Below are 16,547 nucleotides of genomic sequence, written 5' to 3' on the forward strand. Positions count from 1 at the left end.
ATGCCGACCGGGCGGCCGGGCGAAAACGGCTCAGAAATCGACGCAGAGGCCCTTTTTCTCGTAATCGCCGAAACGCACCGGCTCCGGCCCGTCCCGGCCGCCCAGTTCGACGGGCAGATCCAGCGGCTTGGCCGCCTTGCGGCGCGCCTCGGCCTCGGCCAGGGCGCGCTGTGCGGCGGGCGGCAGATCCTTGCGGTCGGTCATGGCGGTTTCCCCTGCTTCGCGCTAGACCCTGCCAATCTAGGCAAGGGGTCGGGTTTGGACAAGTCACAGGACAGATCGGGCAGGGACGGCGCCCGTTCGGGCGCGCTGCGCCTGCTCGCCGCGGTGGAAGAGGGCGCGACGCTCGACGAGGCCGCGGCGCTGATCGAGGGTGCCGCGCCGCCCGACCGCGCCCGCGCCCGCCGCCTCGCGCGCGAGGTGCTGCGCCGCCAGTCCCGCGCCGATGCGCTGCTCGCGCCCTTCCTTGCCCGCCGCCCGCGCCCCGAGATCCAGCGCATCCTGCGCCTCGCCACCGTCGAGATGCTGGCCCTGGGCGAGGCGCCGCATGGCGCGGTCAATGCCGCCGTGGCGCTGGCCCGCGCCTCGGGGCCCAAGGGCCAGGCGGCCTCGGGCATGGTGAATGCGGTGCTGCGCAAGGTGTCCGCTTCGGCCGAGACCTGGGCCGCACTGCCGCCGCAGCACATGCCCGGCTGGCTGCGCAAGCCCGTCGTCGCCGCCTGGGGCAAACCCGTCGCCCGCGCCATCGAGGCCGCGCATGAGGCCGGCGCGCCCCTGGACCTGACCCCCAAGGGCGCGGATTGCCCGGGCGAGGCGCTGCCCACCGGCTCGCACCGGCTGCCGGCCGGCACCCAGGTCTCGGCCTTGCCGGGCTATGACGCCGGCGACTGGTGGGTGCAGGATGCCGCCGCCGCGCTGGCGGTGCGCGTGCTCGACCCGCAGCCGGGCGAGACCGTGGCCGATCTCTGCGCCGCGCCGGGCGGCAAGACGCTGCAACTGGCGGCGGCGGGCGCGCGGGTCACGGCGCTGGACATCTCGGCATCGCGGCTCGCCCGCGTGGCCGAAAATCTTGCCCGTTGCGGCCTTGCCGCCGAAATCGTCGCGGGTGACGCGCTGACCTGGCGCCCCGGGGCGCCCTTGGATGCGGTGCTGCTGGATGCGCCCTGCTCAGCCACCGGCACCATCCGCCGCCACCCCGAACTGCCGCTGATCCGCGACGGCGCCGGCCTGCGCGACCTGACCGCGCTGCAAGCCCGGCTGATCGACCACGCGGCTTCGCTGCTGAAGCCCGGCGGCCGGCTGGTCTATGCCACCTGCTCGCTCTTGCCGGCCGAGGGCGAGGAGCAACTGGCCGCCGCCCTCGCGCGCCATCCCGGCCTGGCTGTCGAGCCGCCGCAGGCGCCGGGGATCGAGCCCGGCTGGATCACCGAACAGGGCGGCTTGCGGCTGCGGCCGGACCTGTGGCCGGAACGCGGCGGTATGGACGGCTTCTTCATCGCGCGCTTGCGGAAATCCGCTTAGCCGCCCTAAGGTTGCACCGTCCTAATCAATGCGTTGCCCATGACCGAAATCGCTGCCGCGCCCAGGGGATTTTTGCGCCGCCCCGAACCCAAGGCCATAGGACACCCCGGCCGGGGCGAGCATATCGTCGCCGGCGAGATGCACCTGGGCGGCATCGCCGTCAGCGGCGATTTCTTCGCCGCCGACCTGGCCCCCAGCATCGCGGCCGAGCTGAACGGCTTCGGCTGGCTCGACGACCTGGCCGCGGTCGGCACGCCCAAGGCCCGCGCGGTGGCGCAGGAGCATGTCCTGCGCTGGATCCGCCGCCACCCCGAGGCCCGGCCCGACGCGCCGGAATGGGCGCCCGAGATCGCCGGCCGCCGCGTGCTGCGCTGGATCTTCCATGCCGGGATGATCCTGCCGGGTCTCGACCGCGATGGCGCCGGGCCCTATTTCCGCGCCCTCGACCAGCACCTGAACCACCTGCGCGACAGCTGGTATGACAGCGAGGACGGGCTTTGCCGGCTCGAGGCGCTGGCCGGGCTCGCCATCGGCGCCATGTATCTGCGCGACCGCCAGGCGCTGGCCCTGCCGGCGCTGATCGCGCTGGCCGAAGAGGCCGACGCCATGGGGCTCGACACCCTGACCGAGGCGCGGGCGCCCGAATCGCTGCTGGATGCCATGGCGCTGCTGGTCTGGGCGCAGGAGGTCGCGGACGAGGCCGGGCTCGATGCGCCGGCCGAATTGCGCGGCATCATCGGCCAGATCGCGCCGGTCCTGCGGGCGCTGCGCCATGCCGATGGCGCGCTGCCCTGTTTCCACGGCGGCGGGCGCGGCGCGGCGGGGCGGCTGGACCGCTGCCTGCGCGCGGCCGATGGCGCGGCGCTGCCCGCGCATGGCCTTGCCATGGGCTTTGCTCGCATGGCGCGGGCGCGCACGACGCTGATCCTGGACGCGGCGCCGCCGCCCGGCGGCCCGGCGGCGGTGCGGGCCCATGCCTCGACTCTGGCTTTCGAGCTGACCGTGGCGCGCCAGCCGCTGATCGTGAACTGCGGCCCCGGCGACGGTTTCGGCCCGCTCTGGGCCAAGGCGAGCCGGGCCACGCCCTGCCATTCGGCGCTGTGCCTCGCCGGCCTGTCCTCCTCGCGGCTGAACCCGAACCGGCAGGAGGGCGAGCCCGACATCCTGGCCGAGCGCCCGGACCTGGTCTGGGCCGGCGATTGCGACGCGCTGGGCAACCTGACCGCCCCGGACTGCGGCCCGGTGCATGCGCCGGAACCCGCGCATCTGCTGGCCGGCCATGACGGCTGGCTGGCGAGCCACGGGCTGACCCATCTGCGCGAACTCTGGCTCGATCCCGACGGGCTGGGCCTCAGGGGCGAGGATTCGTTGGCGGCGCTGGACGCCAGCGCCCAGGCGCGGCTGGATCAGGTCCGCCCCCAGGAAGGGCTGGGTTTCGAGATCCGCTTCCACCTGCACCCCGAGGTGCAGGCCCGCATGGCCGGCGCCGAGGTGCATCTGACCCTGCCCACCGGCGACGCATGGGTCTTTTCCCATGACGGCGTCGGGCAGGCCCGGCTCGAGGCATCCTGCCTGCTGGACCGGGCGCTGGCCGAGCCGCGCCCGTCGCGCCAGATCGTGATTTCCGCCAGCTTGCAGGGCCGCGCCATCCAGATCGGCTGGACCTTGGCCCGTTCCGGCGCTAGGTGACGGGCCAAATCCGCCATTCCATCACGGGGCCCGACCGATGACCGACCGCATTCCGCTGAAGCGCGCGCTGATTTCCGTTTCCGACAAGACCGGCCTCCTGGACTTCGCGCGGGCGCTTTCGGCGCGGGGGGTCGAGCTGCTCTCGACCGGCGGCACCGCCAAGGCGCTGCGCGAGGCCGGGCTGACGGTCCGGGACGTGGCCGACGTGACCGGCTTTCCCGAAATGATGGACGGCCGCGTCAAGACGCTGCACCCGGTCGTGCACGGCGGGTTGCTGGCGCTGCGCGACAACGAAGAGCACATGGCGGCGGCGCGCAGCCACGGCATCGAGATGATCGACCTGCTGGTGGTGAACCTCTATCCGTTCGAGGCGACGGTGGCCAAGGGCGCCGATTACGACGACTGCATCGAGAACATCGACATCGGCGGCCCGGCGATGATCCGCGCCGCCTCGAAAAACCACGCTTTCGTCACCGTGGTCGTGGACGTGCAGGACTATGCCGCCGTGCTGGCGGAACTGGACGCCAACGACGACACCACCAGCTTTGCCTTCCGCCAGCGCCAGGCGCAGATCGCCTATGCGCGGACGGCAGCCTATGACGCGGCGGTCTCGACCTGGATGGCGGCGCAGATCGGCGAGGCGGCGCCGCGCCGCCGCGCCCTTGCCGGCGAACTGGCCCAGACCCTGCGCTATGGCGAGAACCCGCACCAGTCGGCGGCCTTCTATCGCGACGGCTCGGATCGTCCGGGCGTCGCCACGGCGCGGCAATGGCAGGGCAAGGAACTGTCCTACAACAACATCAACGACACCGACGCCGCCTTCGAGCTGGTGGCCGAGTTCGATCCAGGCCAAGGCCCGGCGGTGGCGATCATCAAGCACGCCAACCCCTGCGGCGTGGCCCGCGGCGACAGCGCCGTCGATGCCTATCGCCGCGCCTTCGACTGCGACCGCACCTCGGCCTTCGGCGGCATCATCGCGCTGAACACCCGGCTCGACGCCGAGACGGCGAAAGCCATCACCGAGATCTTCACCGAGGTCGTGATCGCCCCCGACGCCAGTGACGAGGCGAAGGAGATCTTCGCCGCCAAGAAGAACCTGCGGCTGCTGACCACCGGCGGGCTGCCCGATGCGACAGCGCCGGGGATCAGCTTCCGCCAGGTCGCCGGCGGCTTCCTGGTGCAGGGCCGCGACAATGGCGTGATCCTGCCCTCGGACCTGAAGGTGGTGACGCAGCGCCAGCCCTCCGAGGCCGAGCTGCAGGACCTGCTCTTTGCCTGGACCGTGGCCAAGCATGTGAAATCGAACGCCATCGTCTATGCCAGGGACCTGGCGACGGTCGGCATCGGCGCCGGCCAGATGAGCCGCGTCGATTCGACCCGCATCGGCAAGCGCAAGTCCGAGGACATGGCCGAGGCGCTGGGCCTGGCCCAGGCGCTGACCATCGGCTCGGCCGTGGCCTCCGACGCCTTCTTCCCCTTCGCGGACGGCATCGAGGCGCTGGCCGAGGCCGGTGCCAGGGCGGTGATCCAGCCCGGCGGCTCGATGCGCGACGACGAGGTGATCGCGGCCGCCGACCGGCTGGGCCTGGCGATGGTCTTTACCGGCCAGCGGCACTTCCGGCACTGATGGCGACGACGGCGACTCCGAAGCCCCGGAAAAGCCCGGTGGCCCCCAGGCGGCGCAGCAGGAAGGCGCCGCCGCCGCGCGTCTGGCGGCCGGTCCTGCTGACCGCGGCGCTGGTCTTTCTGCTGGACCAGGCGCTGAAATACCTGGTCGTGCATGTCATGCAGCTGGACCGCATCCGCGAGATCGACCTGATCGACCCCTGGCTGAACCTGCGCATGGCCTGGAACCAGGGCATGAACTTCGGCCTGTTCGCCAGCGACGTGGACGTGATGCGCTGGGTGCTGATCGCCATCGCGCTGGCGGTCTGCCTGTGGGTCGGGGTCTGGATCGGGCGGGCCAAGCCCTCGCGCTTTGCCCAGGTCTCGGCCGGGTTCCTGATCGGCGGGGCGCTGGGGAATGTCGTCGACCGGCTGATGTATGGCGCGGTGGCGGATTTCCTGAACATGTCGCTGCCGGGCTGGCAGAATCCCTACAGCTTCAACGTCGCCGACATCGCGATCTTTGCCGGCGCGCTGGGGCTGGTGCTGCTGCCGCCGCAGAAGAAGCCCGCGCCGAAGAAGCGCCGCGCGCCGCCGAAGCCGCGGACGCCGAAACCCGCGCCGGTCGAAAACCCCGCCCCGGCCGGCCCGGACGAGCCCGAGCTGGCGCTGGACGACAAGACCCGTGACGGGGCCGGGAATTCACGCTAGAACGGCGCCAGAAGAACATGAGGGACGCAAAGATGCGGGCGATCGCGCTGATGATGACCATGCTGGGCCCCGTGCTGGGCCTTGCCGCCTGCAGCACCGATCCGCACCTGATGAACATCTCGTCCGGCCGCTCCAGCCCCGACGAATTCGCCATCCTGCCCACCAAGCCGCTGACCATGCCGGCCGACCTGTCGGCGCTGCCGGCACCGACGCCGGGCGGCGCGAACATCACCGACCCGACGCCGCAGGCCGATGCGGTGGCGGCGCTGGGCGGCAATCCGGGCCAGCTGGCCGCGCAGGGCGTGGGGGCCGCCGATGGCGCGCTGATCTCCTATGCCTCGCGGCTGGGCCGCGACGCCGGCATCCGTCAGGTCACGGCCGAAGAGGATGTCGCCTGGCGCAGCCGGCATTCGCGCCGCCTGCTCGAGGTGCTGGCGCGCACCAATGTCTATTACCGCGCCTATGAGCCGATGACGCTGGACAGCTGGGCCGAGCTGGAACGCTGGCGCCCGACCGGGGTGCTCTTGCCCTCGGCGCCGCCCGCGGGCGTGGCCAAGGTCGAGGCGGTGCGCCCCGCCGACAACGCGCCGGTGCTGCGCGACTAGATCACGCTTAGATGACGGGGCCCGGGCTTGCGCGGCCGGGGCTTCGCGGGCAGGGTCTGGGCGCGACCCGGAACCGGAGCCTGCCCATGACGATCCTTGCCCGCCTGACCCCGCTGGCGCTGGTGCTGGCCGCCAGCCCCGCGCTGGCCGAAATGCCGAAAGGCATCAGCCATTTCACCCTGGAAAACGGCCTCGAGGCCGTGGTGATCGAGGATCACCGCGCCCCGGTGGTGGTGCAGATGGTGTGGTACAAGATCGGCTCGGCCGACGAACAGCCGGGCAAGTCCGGCATCGCGCATTACCTGGAACACCTGATGTTCAAGGGCACCGACAAGCTGGGGCCGGGCGAGCTGTCGAAGACCGTGACCGCGAACGGCGGCATGGACAATGCCTTTACCAGCTACGACTACACCACCTATTTCCAGCGCATCGCCGCCGACCGCCTGCCGCTGGTCATGGAGATGGAATCCGACCGCATGGCGAACCTTCGCATTGGCGAGGACGACTGGCAGGCCGAGCGCCAGGTGGTGCTGGAGGAACGCTCGCAGCGCACCGACAGCGACCCGGGCGCGCAATTCTCGGAAGAACGCAGCGCGGTGCAGTTCTACAACCACCCCTATGGCCGGCCGGTGATCGGCTGGCGGCAGGAGATGGAGGGGCTGACCCGCGACGATGCCATCGCCTGGTATGATGCGCATTATGCCCCGAACGACGCGGTGCTGGTCATCGCCGGCGATGTGACGGCCGAGAAGGCCCGCGAACTGGCCCAGCAATATTACGGCCCCATCGCCGCCAAGCCCGATTCGACCAGGCTGCCGCGCCCGCAGGAGCCGGTGCAGCGCTCGCCCCGCCGGATGGAGCGGGTCGATGCCCGCGTCGCCCAGCCGGTGATGCTGCGCACGGTGATCGCGCCGCAGCGCAAGCACGAGGATCAGAAGACCGCCGCCGCGCTGACCGTGCTGGCGGAACTGCTGGCGGGGTCCAGCCAGACCTCGGTTCTGGCGCGCGAACTGGTGCTGACCGGCAAGGCGCTTTACGTCGATGCCTCCTATGACGGGTTCTCGGTCGATCCGACCACCTTCGGCCTGTCGATGGTGCCGGCGCCGGGGGTCGAGAATGCCGATGCCGAGGCGGCGCTGGACGCGGCGCTGAAGCGGTTCCTGACCGATGGCCCGGATGCGGCGCAGCTGGAACGGGTCAAGACCCGGATCCGCGCCGCCCGGGTCTATGCCCAGGATTCGGCGCATGGCCGCGCCTATGACTATGGCCAGGGGTTGGCGACCGGCTTGACGGTCGAGGACGTGAACGACTGGCCCGACGTGCTGGCCGCCGTCACGCCCGAGGACATCACCGCCGCCGCGAAACTGGTGCTGGAAAACCCCGCCACCGTGACCGGCTGGCTGCTGCCGCAGCCCGGCGCCGATGCCTCGGCCGCGCCCCAGCCCCTGCCCGCCGCCCAGACCGGAGACGTCGAATGATCCGCGCGCTTGTTACCTTCGTCTTCGTCGCGCTGGCCGGACTGCCCGCCAGCGCCATCGAGATCCAAGAGATCACCTCGCCCGGCGGCATCAAGGCCTGGCTGGTCGAGGATCACTCGATCCCCTTCACCGCGCTGTCGCTGATGTTCAAGGGCGGCGCCAGCCTCGACGCGCCCGGCAAGCGCGGGCAGATGAGCCTGATGACCGCGCTGCTGGAAGAGGGCGCGGGCGATAGGGATTCGGTCGCCTATGCCGAGGCGGTCGAGGGGCTGGGGGCGCAGAACCGCTTCGACGTCGGCGACGACGCGCTGACCGTCAATGCCCGGATGCTGACCGAGAACCGCGACCAGGCCGCCGATCTGCTGCGCGCCGCCCTGACCGAGCCGCGCTTCGACGCCGATGCGGTCGAGCGGGTGCGGGCGCAGCTGCAGGCGGTGATCCGGTCCGAGGCGACCGATCCGCAAAGCATCGCCACCAAGGAGCTGGCCCGGCTGGCCTGGGGCGAGCATCCCTATGCGACCTCGATCAACGGCACCGCCGAATCGGTGGCGGCGCTGACCCGCGACGACTTGGTCGCCGCCAAGGACCGGGTGCTGGCCCGCGACCGCGTGGTCGTGGCCGCCGCCGGCGACATCTCGGCCGAGGACCTGGGCAGGCTGATCGACAGGCTACTGGGCGGGTTGCCGGAAAAGGGCTCGGCGCCATTGCCGCAGCCGGCCACGCTGGCGCTGAAGGGCGGCGTGACGGTGATCGACTGGGACAGCCCGCAGACCGTGGTGAGCTTTGCCCAGGCAGGCCTGCCGATGTCGGACCCGGATTACTTCGCCGCCTATGTCGCCGACCATATCCTGGGCGGCGGCGGGTTTTCCTCGCGCCTGATGGACCAGATCCGCGAGAAGCGCGGGCTGACCTATGGCGTCGGCACCGGCCTGGCCAACGGGCTTTACGGCGAAACCTGGCAGGGCGGCATGGCCAGCGCCAATGACAAGGTGGCCGAGGCGGTGGGCCTGATCCGCAGCGAATGGGACCGCTTCGCCGAGGGCGGCGTCACCGAGAAGGAACTGAACGACGCCAAGACCTACCTGACCGGCGAATACCCGCTGCGCTTCGACGGCAACGGCAAGATCGCCGGCATCCTGGCCGGGATGCAGTTGATCGGCCTGCCGGCGGATTACGTGAACACCCGCAACGGCAAGATCGAGGCGGTGACGGCCGAGGACGTGCAGCGCGTCGCGCAGCGCCTGCTGCATTCCGACCAGATCCGCTTCGTGCTGGTCGGGCGGCCCGAGGGGGTCGCAGCCACCGACTGACGGTGCGGTGGCTGGGGTATTTGGACAACGAAGAAGGCCAGAGCGGGATGCGCGGGCAGCTAGCGAATCTGTGACCGAAATGCTAGATCTGGTGGGTATGAACAGTCACGCAAACAAGATGCGCCCGGTGATCCGGCAACTGGACGAGGCGGCCGCCAACCGCATCGCGGCGGGCGAGGTGGTCGAGCGCCCGGCCTCGGCGGTCAAGGAACTGGTCGAGAATGCGCTGGATGCCGGCGCGACCCGCATCGAGGTGGCCATCGCCAAGGGCGGCAAGGCGCTGATCCGGGTCCGCGACGACGGCTGCGGCATGACGGGCGACGACCTGCCGCTGGCGCTGGCCCGCCACGCCACCAGCAAGATCGACGGCAGCGACCTGCTGGACATCCGCAGCTTCGGCTTTCGCGGCGAGGCGCTGCCCAGCCTGGGCGCGGTCGGCCGTCTTGTGATCACAAGCCGCGCGCAGGGCTTCGAGGCGGCGCAGATCGCGGTCTCGGGCGGGCGCATCGGGCCGGTCAGGCCCGCCGCCGGCAATCGCGGCACCGTGGTCGAGTTGCGCGACCTGTTCTTCGCCACCCCGGCGCGGCTGAAATTCCTGCGCAGCGAGCGGGCCGAGACCCAGGCCGTGGCCGAGGTCATCCGCCGCCTGGCCATGGCCGAGCCCTTTGTCGGCTTCACCCTGACCGACGAGGACGAGGGCAAGCTGCTGTTTCGCGCCGATGCCGAGCAGGGCGCGCTGTTCGGCGCCCTGCAGACCCGGCTGGCGCGGGTCATGGGGCGCGAGTTCATCGACAATGCCCTGCCCATCGACGCCGAGCGGGACGGCATCGGCCTGACCGGCTTTGCCGCGCTGCCGACCTATTCGCGCGGCGCGGCGGTGGCGCAGCACCTGTTCGTGAACGGCCGGCCGGTGCGCGACAAGCTGCTGACCGGGGCGCTGCGGGCGGGCTATATGGACGTGCTGCCTTCGGGCCGGCATCCGGCGGCGGTGCTGTTTCTGACCTGCGAGCCGCATGCGGTCGATGTGAACGTGCATCCCGCCAAGGCCGAGGTGCGGTTCCGCGAACCCGGCATCGCCCGCGGGCTGGTGGTCAGCGCCCTGCGCCACGCGCTGGCCGGGGCCGGGCATCGCAGTTCCACCACCGTGGCCACGGCGGCGCTGGCGGCGGCGCGGCCGGAACCGGCGCCGCGCCAATATCAGGCGAGCTATGCCCCGGCGCGTCCTTCGGGGGCGGCGATCGCGGCGAGCCTGGCCTTCCAGGCGCCAGGCTTTGCCGAGGCTCCGACCGCCCGCGTCGAGCCCGAACCCGAGACACCGGCCGAGGAGGCGCCGCTGGGCGCCGCCCGGGCGCAGCTGCATGAGAACTGGATCATCGCCCAGACCGCCGGCGGCATCGTCATCGTCGACCAGCACGCCGCGCATGAGCGGCTGGTCTATGAACGCCTGAAGGCGCAGGCCGAGGCCAATGGCATCGCATCCCAGGCGCTGCTGATCCCCGAGATCGTCGCGCTTTCCGATGCCGATGCGCAGCGCATCCTGTCCATCGCCGACGACCTGGCCCAGCTGGGGCTGGTGATCGAGCCCTTTGGCGGCGGCGCCGTCGCGGTGCGCGAAGTGCCGGCGCTGATCCGGCGGCTGGATGCGGCGCGGCTGATCCGCGACATTCTGGACGATCTGGCCGACCAGGGTGCCTCGGACCGGCTGCGGGCGCGGGTCGATGCGGTGCTGAGTTCGATGGCCTGTCACGGCTCGGTGCGCTCGGGCCGGCGCATGTCCGGCGACGAGATGAACGCGCTGCTGCGCGAGATGGAGCGCACGCCGAAATCCGGCCAGTGCAACCACGGCCGCCCGACCTGGATCGAACTGAAGCTCTCGGACATCGAGCGGCTCTTCGGGCGATGATCGTCTCGCACCGGCATCGCTATGTCTTCGTGCATATTCCGAAAACCGGCGGCACCTCGCTGACCCTGGCGCTGGAGGCGCGGGTCGGGCGCGACGACATCATCCTGTCCGACACGCCCAAGGGCCGCAATCGCCGCAAGCGGGTCAAGGACGCGCCGGCGCGGGGGCGGCTGTGGAAGCATTCGACGCTGGCCGATATCGAGGGGCTGGTCGATCCGGCGATCTTTGCCGATTACCTGGTGCTGACCCTGGTGCGGAACCCCTGGGCGCGGGCGGTCAGCTATCACCGCTGGCTGCGCGGGCAGGGCTTCGACCACGCCTCGGTCCGGCTGGCCAAGGCGCTGGAATTCGGCGATTTCCTGCGCCACCCGCTGACGCAGCGCCAGCTTGCGGTGCCGGCGCGGCATTACCTGACGGCCAGCACGGGCGCGGTCGCGGGTCTCTGCCTGCGGCTCGAGCATCTGGACGCCGACCTGCCGGCGCTGGAATCGCATCTGGGGTTCGGGCTGCGGCCTTTGCCGCATGAGAATCGCTCGGGTCACGGCGACTGGCGCGCGGCCTATGACGACGCGGGCGCCGCCCTGCTGGCGCGGCTCGCGGCCGAGGACATCGCCCGCTTCGGCTATCGCTTCGATCCCGATTGACCCCGGCCGCGCATGGCGCGACAGTCGGGAAAGAGAGGTGCCGCCATGCTGGAAATCAGTCCCGAAAAACTTGCCCATGTCATCATCCGCGCCCGCGAATACGACAGCGGCGTCAACCCCTGGGCGCATAGCGGCCAGCGCACGGGCCATGGCACCCAGACCGAACTGACCGAGTTCATCGCCAGCCTGAACGAGGACGAGCAGGCCAGCCTGGTCGCGGTGATGTGGATCGGTCGCGACACCTTCGGCCCCGAGGACCTGGAGGAGGCCATCGCCACCGCCAAGGCCGAGCGGCGCAGCCCGACCGAGGATTACCTGTTGGGCGAGCCGCAGCTGGCCGACTATCTGGAGGCCGGGATGGAGGCGCTGGGGATCTCGCCCGAAGCGGCCGAGGACGACCTGCAGCGCCCGGTCTAGCCAGGCTAGCGGCCGCGCCGCGTCAGCCGCACCAGGCTGCCCGGATCGCCGTCGATCAGCACCAGCAGCGCACCATCCGGCGCCACCTCGATGTCGCGGACGCGGCCGATGCCCTCGGCCAGGCGCTGCTCGCCGGTCACGCGGCCGTTCTCGATCTTCAGCCGCACCACGGCCTCGGCGCGCAGGCCGCCGATCAGCGCGTCGCCCTGCCATTCCGGGAACATCGCGCCTTGGTAGAAGGTCATGCCGCTGGGCGCGATCACCGGATCCCAGTAATAGACCGGCTGCTCCATCCCCTCTTGCGCGGTCAGCCCGGCGCCGATGGGATTGCCGTCGTAGTTCTGGCCATAGCTGATGATCGGCCAGCCATAGTTGCGGCCGGGCTGCGGCTGGTTCAACTCGTCGCCGCCATTCGGGCCGTGCTCGACGGTCCAGAGCCGGCCCTGCGGATCCAGCGCCGCCGCCTGGATGTTGCGATGGCCGAAGGACCAGATCTGCGGCTGGCCGCCGCCCTTGGCAAAGGGATTGCCCGACAGCGCCGCGCCGGTCGCGGGGTCGATGCGCAGCACCTTGCCCAGGTGGTTGTTCTTGTCCTGCGCGACCGGCGTATCGGGCGGCAGGCCGCGCTCTCCGGTGGTCACGAACAGCGCGCCGTCGCGGTCGAAGACCAGGCGCGAGCCGAAATGCTGCTGCGAATCGATGCCGGGCTGGCCTTCGAAGATCACCTTCACGTCTTCCAGTGCCGTGCCGTCCCGGGACAAGCGGCCGGTGCCGACGGCGGTGCCGTTCTCGCCGCCCTGGCGCGGCTGCGAGAAGCTGAACCAGACCTGCCGGGTGCGGGCGAAATCCGCCCGAACCGCCACGTCCAGAAGGCCGCCCTGGCCGTCGTCGTCGACCGCCGGCAGGCCCTTCAGCGGCGCGGACAGCCTGCCCTCGCGGTAAAGCCGCATGGCGCCCGGCTTTTCGGTGATGAGCAGGCTGCCGTCGGGCAGCAGCGCCATGCCCCAGGGATCGTGCAGCCCCTCGACCAGCGGGGTCCGGGCCAGGCGCAGGGCCTGCGGCATGACCGGCGCCCGGGTCTGGCCCTGAAACGCCGGGGTCTGGCCCCTGGCGTTCGGCGGCGCATCGTTGAAATCGGCCCGCGCGGCCGGGGCGGCCAGCAGCAGGGCCAGCAGGGCAAGGGCCGCGGGGCGTCGTGATGGCGTCATGTCGTCGTCCTTTCTGCTGCGGCGTGCGCGAGGCGGCGCGGATCTGCGACCCAACCCCCGGCGGCGCGGCTTGTTCCGACCCGGCGGGCCATCAATCCAGCCGCGCCAGCTGCGCGGCGAATGTCGCCTCGGCCCGCGCCCATGGCCCCGGGCCGCCGCGGTCCAGATCCTCGAGCACCGGCAGCAGTTGCGCGGCATAGTCGAGCGTGCTTTCGCGCGGCAAGAGCGAGGGCAGGTTGTCGATCGCCATCACGTCGAGCGGCGGCGCCTCGGCCACCCGCGTGACCGGCTGCGCCCAATCGGTCACGCGGTCATAGACCTGCACCGGGTTGAAATCGCTGGAGGGGTCGCAGGCCACGTCGCCGATCACCGTCAGCAGCCGGCCGGGCTCGACCGCGTCGGGGGCGACGAAGACCGGCGTCTGCGGCCCGGCGAGGATGCAGTTGATGAAGAGCTCATGCGCCAGGATCTGCGGGAAGGGGCCGCCGCCTGCCGTCTCGGCCATGTCCCAGCGCGTCGCCTGGACCCCCATCGCCGTCAGCAGCGCCAGGGCCCCGCCGCCGACCCGGCCGAGCGCGCCGATGACCAGCGCGCGCGGCCGCGGCGCGCCGGTTGCGTCGAGCTCGGCCCGCAGTTCGGCCTTCAGCTGCTCCTGCGTCGGCCAGGCCGCGACCGGGCCGCAGATCGAGCCGCGCCGCTGCGCCGCCCAGGCCTTCAGCGAGACCGCAGCCCCGGCGAAGCCCGCCCAATGGCCAAAGGCCGCCAGCCGCCGGCCGCTGTCGTCGGTCAGGTATTCCAGGTCCAGAAGCCGCCCGCCGCCGTCGCGGAACCGGCGCAGCAAAGCCTGGCCGGCCGGCTGGCCCTTGAAGGCATGGCCGAACATGATGTGGCGGTGGATCAGCGGGCCGCCCGGGGGCAGTTCCTTCAGCCCGAAGACGATGGCATCGGCGGGGGCGTCGGACCAGCTGCCCGGGGCGGCGATCTCGGCCCCGGCGGCGGCATAATCGGCGGTGGGCAGGATGCGGTGCGGGCTGTCCTCGACCGTGATGCGGAAGCCGCCCGCGCGGAGCCGGCGCGTGCCCTCGGGCGTCAGGCCGGCGCGCTGCTCGTTGGCGCGCGATTCGCTGCGGAGCCAGAGATGGACCATGGCGGGCTTCCTTTCGGGCGTCAGGGGAAGGGGGCGCGGGCACCGGCCGGCGGGCGGCGGGCGCCGTGGAAGGGGCCCTGCCCAGCGGCGTCGATGCGGGCGATGGCTGCGGCGATGGGCTCGATGATGACGGCCATGGCGAAGGCGGTGGCGTGGATCATGCGCTGGTCGTCCAGCGCCATGGCGACATGGCCGGGCCAGAACAGCAGGTCGCCGCGGCGGATCTCGCCGGAGGCGGGCGGGAAAGCCGCCTGCTGCATGTCGCTGTCGCCGGGGCAGGCGATGGCGCAGGCCATCAGCGCGCCCTGCGCCAGCCCCGAGCAGTCGATGCCCCAGCGGCTGTTGCCGCCCCAGAGATAGGGCGTGCCGAGCAGCGTCTCGGCCACCGCGGCCGGGTCGGGCGCCGGCTGGTCGCAGATGTGCTGCTCTGGCACCCAGCCGCCGCGCGCCAGGCGGGCAAAGCCGCCCTGCACGCCGGTCACCGACAGCCGCGCGCCCAGCGACAGCGCCATGGTCTCGGGCGTCTTGAGGTCGGGGCCGCTGTAGACATGCGTCGCGGGGGCGCTGACGCGGTGGGTGACCTCTGGCAGGTCGTGGTCCAGCGCCTCGGCCCGCAGCCAGCCGCAATAGCCGTCGGCCAGGGCCTGGACGAAGGCCCAGCCGTCCTGCTGGTCGATCACCACCAGCGCGGCGCCGAAATTCACCTGGCGGTCGCGGGTGCCCAGCGGCGCGCGGCACAGGTCGGCGACCGGCAGCGCCAGCCGCGCCGGGCGCCCGGCGGTATAGGCCGGGCGGGCCAGCCGGCCGCGCAGGGATTCCAGCGCCACCCGCTCGGTCGCCGGGGTCAGGCGGCGGTCGAAGCCGGCGCTCATGCCAAGAGCTCCGGCAGCGCGTCGAGCAGCGCGCGCATGCCCTGGCCGGTGCCGCCCTTGGGCCGGCCCGGCGCGGCCGAGGGTTGCCAGCCGTAGATGTCGAAATGCGCATAGCGCCCGGCGCCGGCGGCGAAGCGGCGCAGGAACAGCGCCGCCGTGATCGCGCCGGCGAAGCCGCCCGAGGGCGCGTTGTCGAGATCGGCGATGCCCGGCTCGATCATCGTCTCGTAGGGCTCCCAGAAGGGCAGGCGCCAGACCGGGTCGGCCGCAGCCATGCCCGCGGACTGGATGGCGGCGGCGGTGGCGTCGTCGTCGCAGAAGAAGGGCGGCAGTTCCGGCCCCAGCGCCACCCGCGCCGCGCCGGTCAGCGTCGCCATCGAGATCAGCAGCGCGGGCGATTCCTCGGCCGCCAGCGCCAGGGCATCGGCCAGCACCAGCCGGCCCTCGGCATCGGTGTTGTTGATCTCGACCGTCAGGCCCTTGCGGCTGGTCAGGATGTCGCCGGGACGGAAGGCATTGGCGGAAATGGCGTTTTCCACCGCCGGGATCAGCACGCGCAGCGACAGGCCCCGGGTCAGGCCAAGGCTCGCCATGGTCTCGGCCAGGCCCAGGACATTCGCGGCGCCGCCCATGTCCTTCTTCATCAGCGCCATCGAGGACGGGGGCTTGATGTCGAGCCCCCCGGTGTCGAAGCAGACGCCCTTGCCGACCAGCGTCAGGCGCGGGCCGCTGCCCGGGAAGCGCAGGTCGATCAGCCGCGGCTCCTGCGCGCCGGCGCGGCCGACGGCATGGATCATCGGGAAATTCGCCTCGAGCAGGCCGGCGCCGCGCGTCACCTCGACCGTGGCGCCGTGGCGAGCGGCCAGGGCGCGGGCGGCCTCTTCCAGCTCTTCCGGGCCCATGTCCGAGGCCGGGGTGTTGATCAGGTCGCGGGCCAGGTATTCGCCGCTGGCCAGGGCGAGCAGTCGGCGCGGCTCTGCCCCCTTGGGGCAGACCAGCCGGGCGCGCGCCGGCTCGGCCGCCTTGTAGCGGTCGAAACGGTATTGCGCGAAAAGCCAGCCCAGGGCGGCACGCCCGGCATCGAAGCCTTCGGGCAGGTTTTCCAGCCGCCAGTTCCCGGCCGGCAGCGCCTCGGCCGCGCGGGCCAGCGGGAAACGCTCGCGCCCCGGCGGCCGGTCTGCCGCGCCCAGCCCGAAGAGCGCGCCGGCCAGCGCGCCCTCGGCCGAGGGCAGCAGGCAGATCTGCCCCGGCTTGCCGGCAAAGCCCTGCGCCCGGGCCCAGCTTTCCGCCGGTGCGCCGAGCCCAGGGGGCAGCAGGGGACCGGCATCGCCGCTGCGCACCAGCCAGAGCGGCAGCGAAGGGGCGGCGGGATCGGCGAATTCGGGAATCATCGGCAGGGCTCGTCATGGTTTTCCTTGCCCGCAGCCTAGCGTTCGG

Annotated in this window: 15 protein-coding genes; 10 read left to right on the plus strand and 5 right to left on the minus strand. The window is 71.9% G+C overall.

The window, feature by feature from the left end; all coding sequences use genetic code 11:
• Positions 1-30: 30 nt before the first annotated feature.
• Positions 31-204: a DUF1674 domain-containing protein gene (locus PARN5_RS21795; RefSeq protein WP_017999168.1), complete on the minus strand. Its 174-nt coding sequence runs from the start codon at positions 202-204 to the stop codon at positions 31-33.
• A 54-nt stretch (positions 205-258) separates the two neighbouring features.
• Between PARN5_RS21795 and PARN5_RS0107575 the strand changes: the two genes are divergently transcribed.
• From PARN5_RS0107575 to PARN5_RS0107620, 10 genes are all read left to right on the plus strand, one after another.
• The gene (locus tag PARN5_RS0107575; protein WP_017999169.1) at positions 259-1,521 is read left to right on the plus strand and encodes a transcription antitermination factor NusB; all 1,263 of its coding nucleotides are present in this window, start codon (positions 259-261) and stop codon (positions 1,519-1,521) included.
• A gap of 39 nt (positions 1,522-1,560) precedes the next feature.
• Positions 1,561-3,210 (plus strand): heparinase II/III family protein, encoded by a 1,650-nt coding sequence (locus tag PARN5_RS0107580; RefSeq protein WP_017999170.1) that lies wholly within the window; start codon positions 1,561-1,563, stop codon positions 3,208-3,210.
• 37 nt (positions 3,211-3,247) lie between these two features.
• The gene (purH, locus tag PARN5_RS0107585) at positions 3,248-4,837 is read left to right on the plus strand and encodes a bifunctional phosphoribosylaminoimidazolecarboxamide formyltransferase/IMP cyclohydrolase (RefSeq protein ID WP_017999171.1); all 1,590 of its coding nucleotides are present in this window, start codon (positions 3,248-3,250) and stop codon (positions 4,835-4,837) included.
• 38 nt (positions 4,838-4,875) lie between these two features.
• Positions 4,876-5,526, plus strand: coding sequence for a signal peptidase II (gene lspA / locus PARN5_RS21800; RefSeq protein ID WP_017999172.1), 651 nt, complete (start codon positions 4,876-4,878; stop codon positions 5,524-5,526).
• 32 nt (positions 5,527-5,558) lie between these two features.
• A complete protein-coding gene (locus PARN5_RS21805) occupies positions 5,559-6,131 on the plus strand; it encodes a DUF3035 domain-containing protein (protein ID WP_017999173.1) in 573 nt (190 codons plus the stop codon).
• An 86-nt stretch (positions 6,132-6,217) separates the two neighbouring features.
• Positions 6,218-7,609, plus strand: coding sequence for a pitrilysin family protein (locus PARN5_RS0107600; RefSeq protein WP_017999174.1), 1,392 nt, complete (start codon positions 6,218-6,220; stop codon positions 7,607-7,609).
• A complete protein-coding gene (locus PARN5_RS0107605; RefSeq protein WP_017999175.1) occupies positions 7,606-8,919 on the plus strand; it encodes a pitrilysin family protein in 1,314 nt (437 codons plus the stop codon). The genes PARN5_RS0107600 and PARN5_RS0107605 overlap by 4 nt, the downstream gene beginning before the upstream one ends.
• 97 nt (positions 8,920-9,016) lie before the next feature.
• Positions 9,017-10,822 (plus strand): DNA mismatch repair endonuclease MutL, encoded by a 1,806-nt coding sequence (gene mutL / locus PARN5_RS0107610; RefSeq protein ID WP_026155257.1) that lies wholly within the window; start codon positions 9,017-9,019, stop codon positions 10,820-10,822.
• Positions 10,819-11,466 (plus strand): sulfotransferase family 2 domain-containing protein, encoded by a 648-nt coding sequence (locus PARN5_RS0107615; RefSeq protein WP_017999177.1) that lies wholly within the window; start codon positions 10,819-10,821, stop codon positions 11,464-11,466. The genes mutL and PARN5_RS0107615 overlap by 4 nt, the downstream gene beginning before the upstream one ends.
• Before the next feature lie 45 nt (positions 11,467-11,511).
• Complete coding sequence (locus PARN5_RS0107620; RefSeq protein ID WP_017999178.1) at positions 11,512-11,883, plus strand: DUF3775 domain-containing protein; 372 nt, start codon at positions 11,512-11,514, stop codon at positions 11,881-11,883.
• Between the two features lie 5 nt (positions 11,884-11,888).
• Here the strand turns inward: PARN5_RS0107620 and PARN5_RS0107625 are convergent, their stop codons facing one another.
• From PARN5_RS0107625 to PARN5_RS0107640, 4 genes are all read right to left on the minus strand, one after another.
• Complete coding sequence (locus PARN5_RS0107625; protein ID WP_017999179.1) at positions 11,889-13,091, minus strand: PQQ-dependent sugar dehydrogenase; 1,203 nt, start codon at positions 13,089-13,091, stop codon at positions 11,889-11,891.
• A 91-nt stretch (positions 13,092-13,182) separates the two neighbouring features.
• Positions 13,183-14,238, minus strand: a complete 1,056-nt coding sequence (locus tag PARN5_RS0107630; RefSeq protein ID WP_017999180.1) for a saccharopine dehydrogenase — start codon at positions 14,236-14,238, stop codon at positions 13,183-13,185.
• Between the two features lie 20 nt (positions 14,239-14,258).
• The gene (locus tag PARN5_RS0107635; RefSeq protein ID WP_017999181.1) at positions 14,259-15,110 is read right to left on the minus strand and encodes an NlpC/P60 family protein; all 852 of its coding nucleotides are present in this window, start codon (positions 15,108-15,110) and stop codon (positions 14,259-14,261) included.
• On the minus strand, positions 15,107-16,501 hold the full coding sequence (locus tag PARN5_RS0107640; protein ID WP_017999182.1) for a leucyl aminopeptidase family protein: 1,395 nt from the start codon (positions 16,499-16,501) through the stop codon (positions 15,107-15,109). The genes PARN5_RS0107635 and PARN5_RS0107640 overlap by 4 nt, the downstream gene beginning before the upstream one ends.
• Positions 16,502-16,547: the final 46 nt, after the last annotated feature.

Origin of the sequence: Paracoccus sp. N5, from assembly GCF_000371965.1 — a bacterium.
Lineage (GTDB): Bacteria > Pseudomonadota > Alphaproteobacteria > Rhodobacterales > Rhodobacteraceae > Paracoccus.

Bases quoted from the DNA above. Each gene is read 5' to 3' on its own strand.
- PARN5_RS0107600 (WP_017999174.1), top strand. From the start codon at position 6,218: ATGACGATCCTTGCCCGCCTGACCCCGCTGGCGCTGGTGCTGGCCGCC.
- PARN5_RS0107625 (WP_017999179.1), bottom strand. From the start codon at position 13,091: ATGACGCCATCACGACGCCCCGCGGCCCTTGCCCTGCTGGCCCTGCTG.
- PARN5_RS0107615 (WP_017999177.1), top strand. From the start codon at position 10,819: ATGATCGTCTCGCACCGGCATCGCTATGTCTTCGTGCATATTCCGAAA.
- PARN5_RS0107640 (WP_017999182.1), bottom strand. From the start codon at position 16,501: ATGATTCCCGAATTCGCCGATCCCGCCGCCCCTTCGCTGCCGCTCTGG.
- PARN5_RS0107630 (WP_017999180.1), bottom strand. From the start codon at position 14,238: ATGGTCCATCTCTGGCTCCGCAGCGAATCGCGCGCCAACGAGCAGCGC.
- mutL (WP_026155257.1), top strand. From the start codon at position 9,017: ATGAACAGTCACGCAAACAAGATGCGCCCGGTGATCCGGCAACTGGAC.
- PARN5_RS21795 (WP_017999168.1), bottom strand. From the start codon at position 204: ATGACCGACCGCAAGGATCTGCCGCCCGCCGCACAGCGCGCCCTGGCC.
- PARN5_RS21805 (WP_017999173.1), top strand. From the start codon at position 5,559: ATGCGGGCGATCGCGCTGATGATGACCATGCTGGGCCCCGTGCTGGGC.
- PARN5_RS0107635 (WP_017999181.1), bottom strand. From the start codon at position 15,110: ATGAGCGCCGGCTTCGACCGCCGCCTGACCCCGGCGACCGAGCGGGTG.
- PARN5_RS0107580 (WP_017999170.1), top strand. From the start codon at position 1,561: ATGACCGAAATCGCTGCCGCGCCCAGGGGATTTTTGCGCCGCCCCGAA.
- PARN5_RS0107605 (WP_017999175.1), top strand. From the start codon at position 7,606: ATGATCCGCGCGCTTGTTACCTTCGTCTTCGTCGCGCTGGCCGGACTG.
- purH (WP_017999171.1), top strand. From the start codon at position 3,248: ATGACCGACCGCATTCCGCTGAAGCGCGCGCTGATTTCCGTTTCCGAC.
- PARN5_RS0107620 (WP_017999178.1), top strand. From the start codon at position 11,512: ATGCTGGAAATCAGTCCCGAAAAACTTGCCCATGTCATCATCCGCGCC.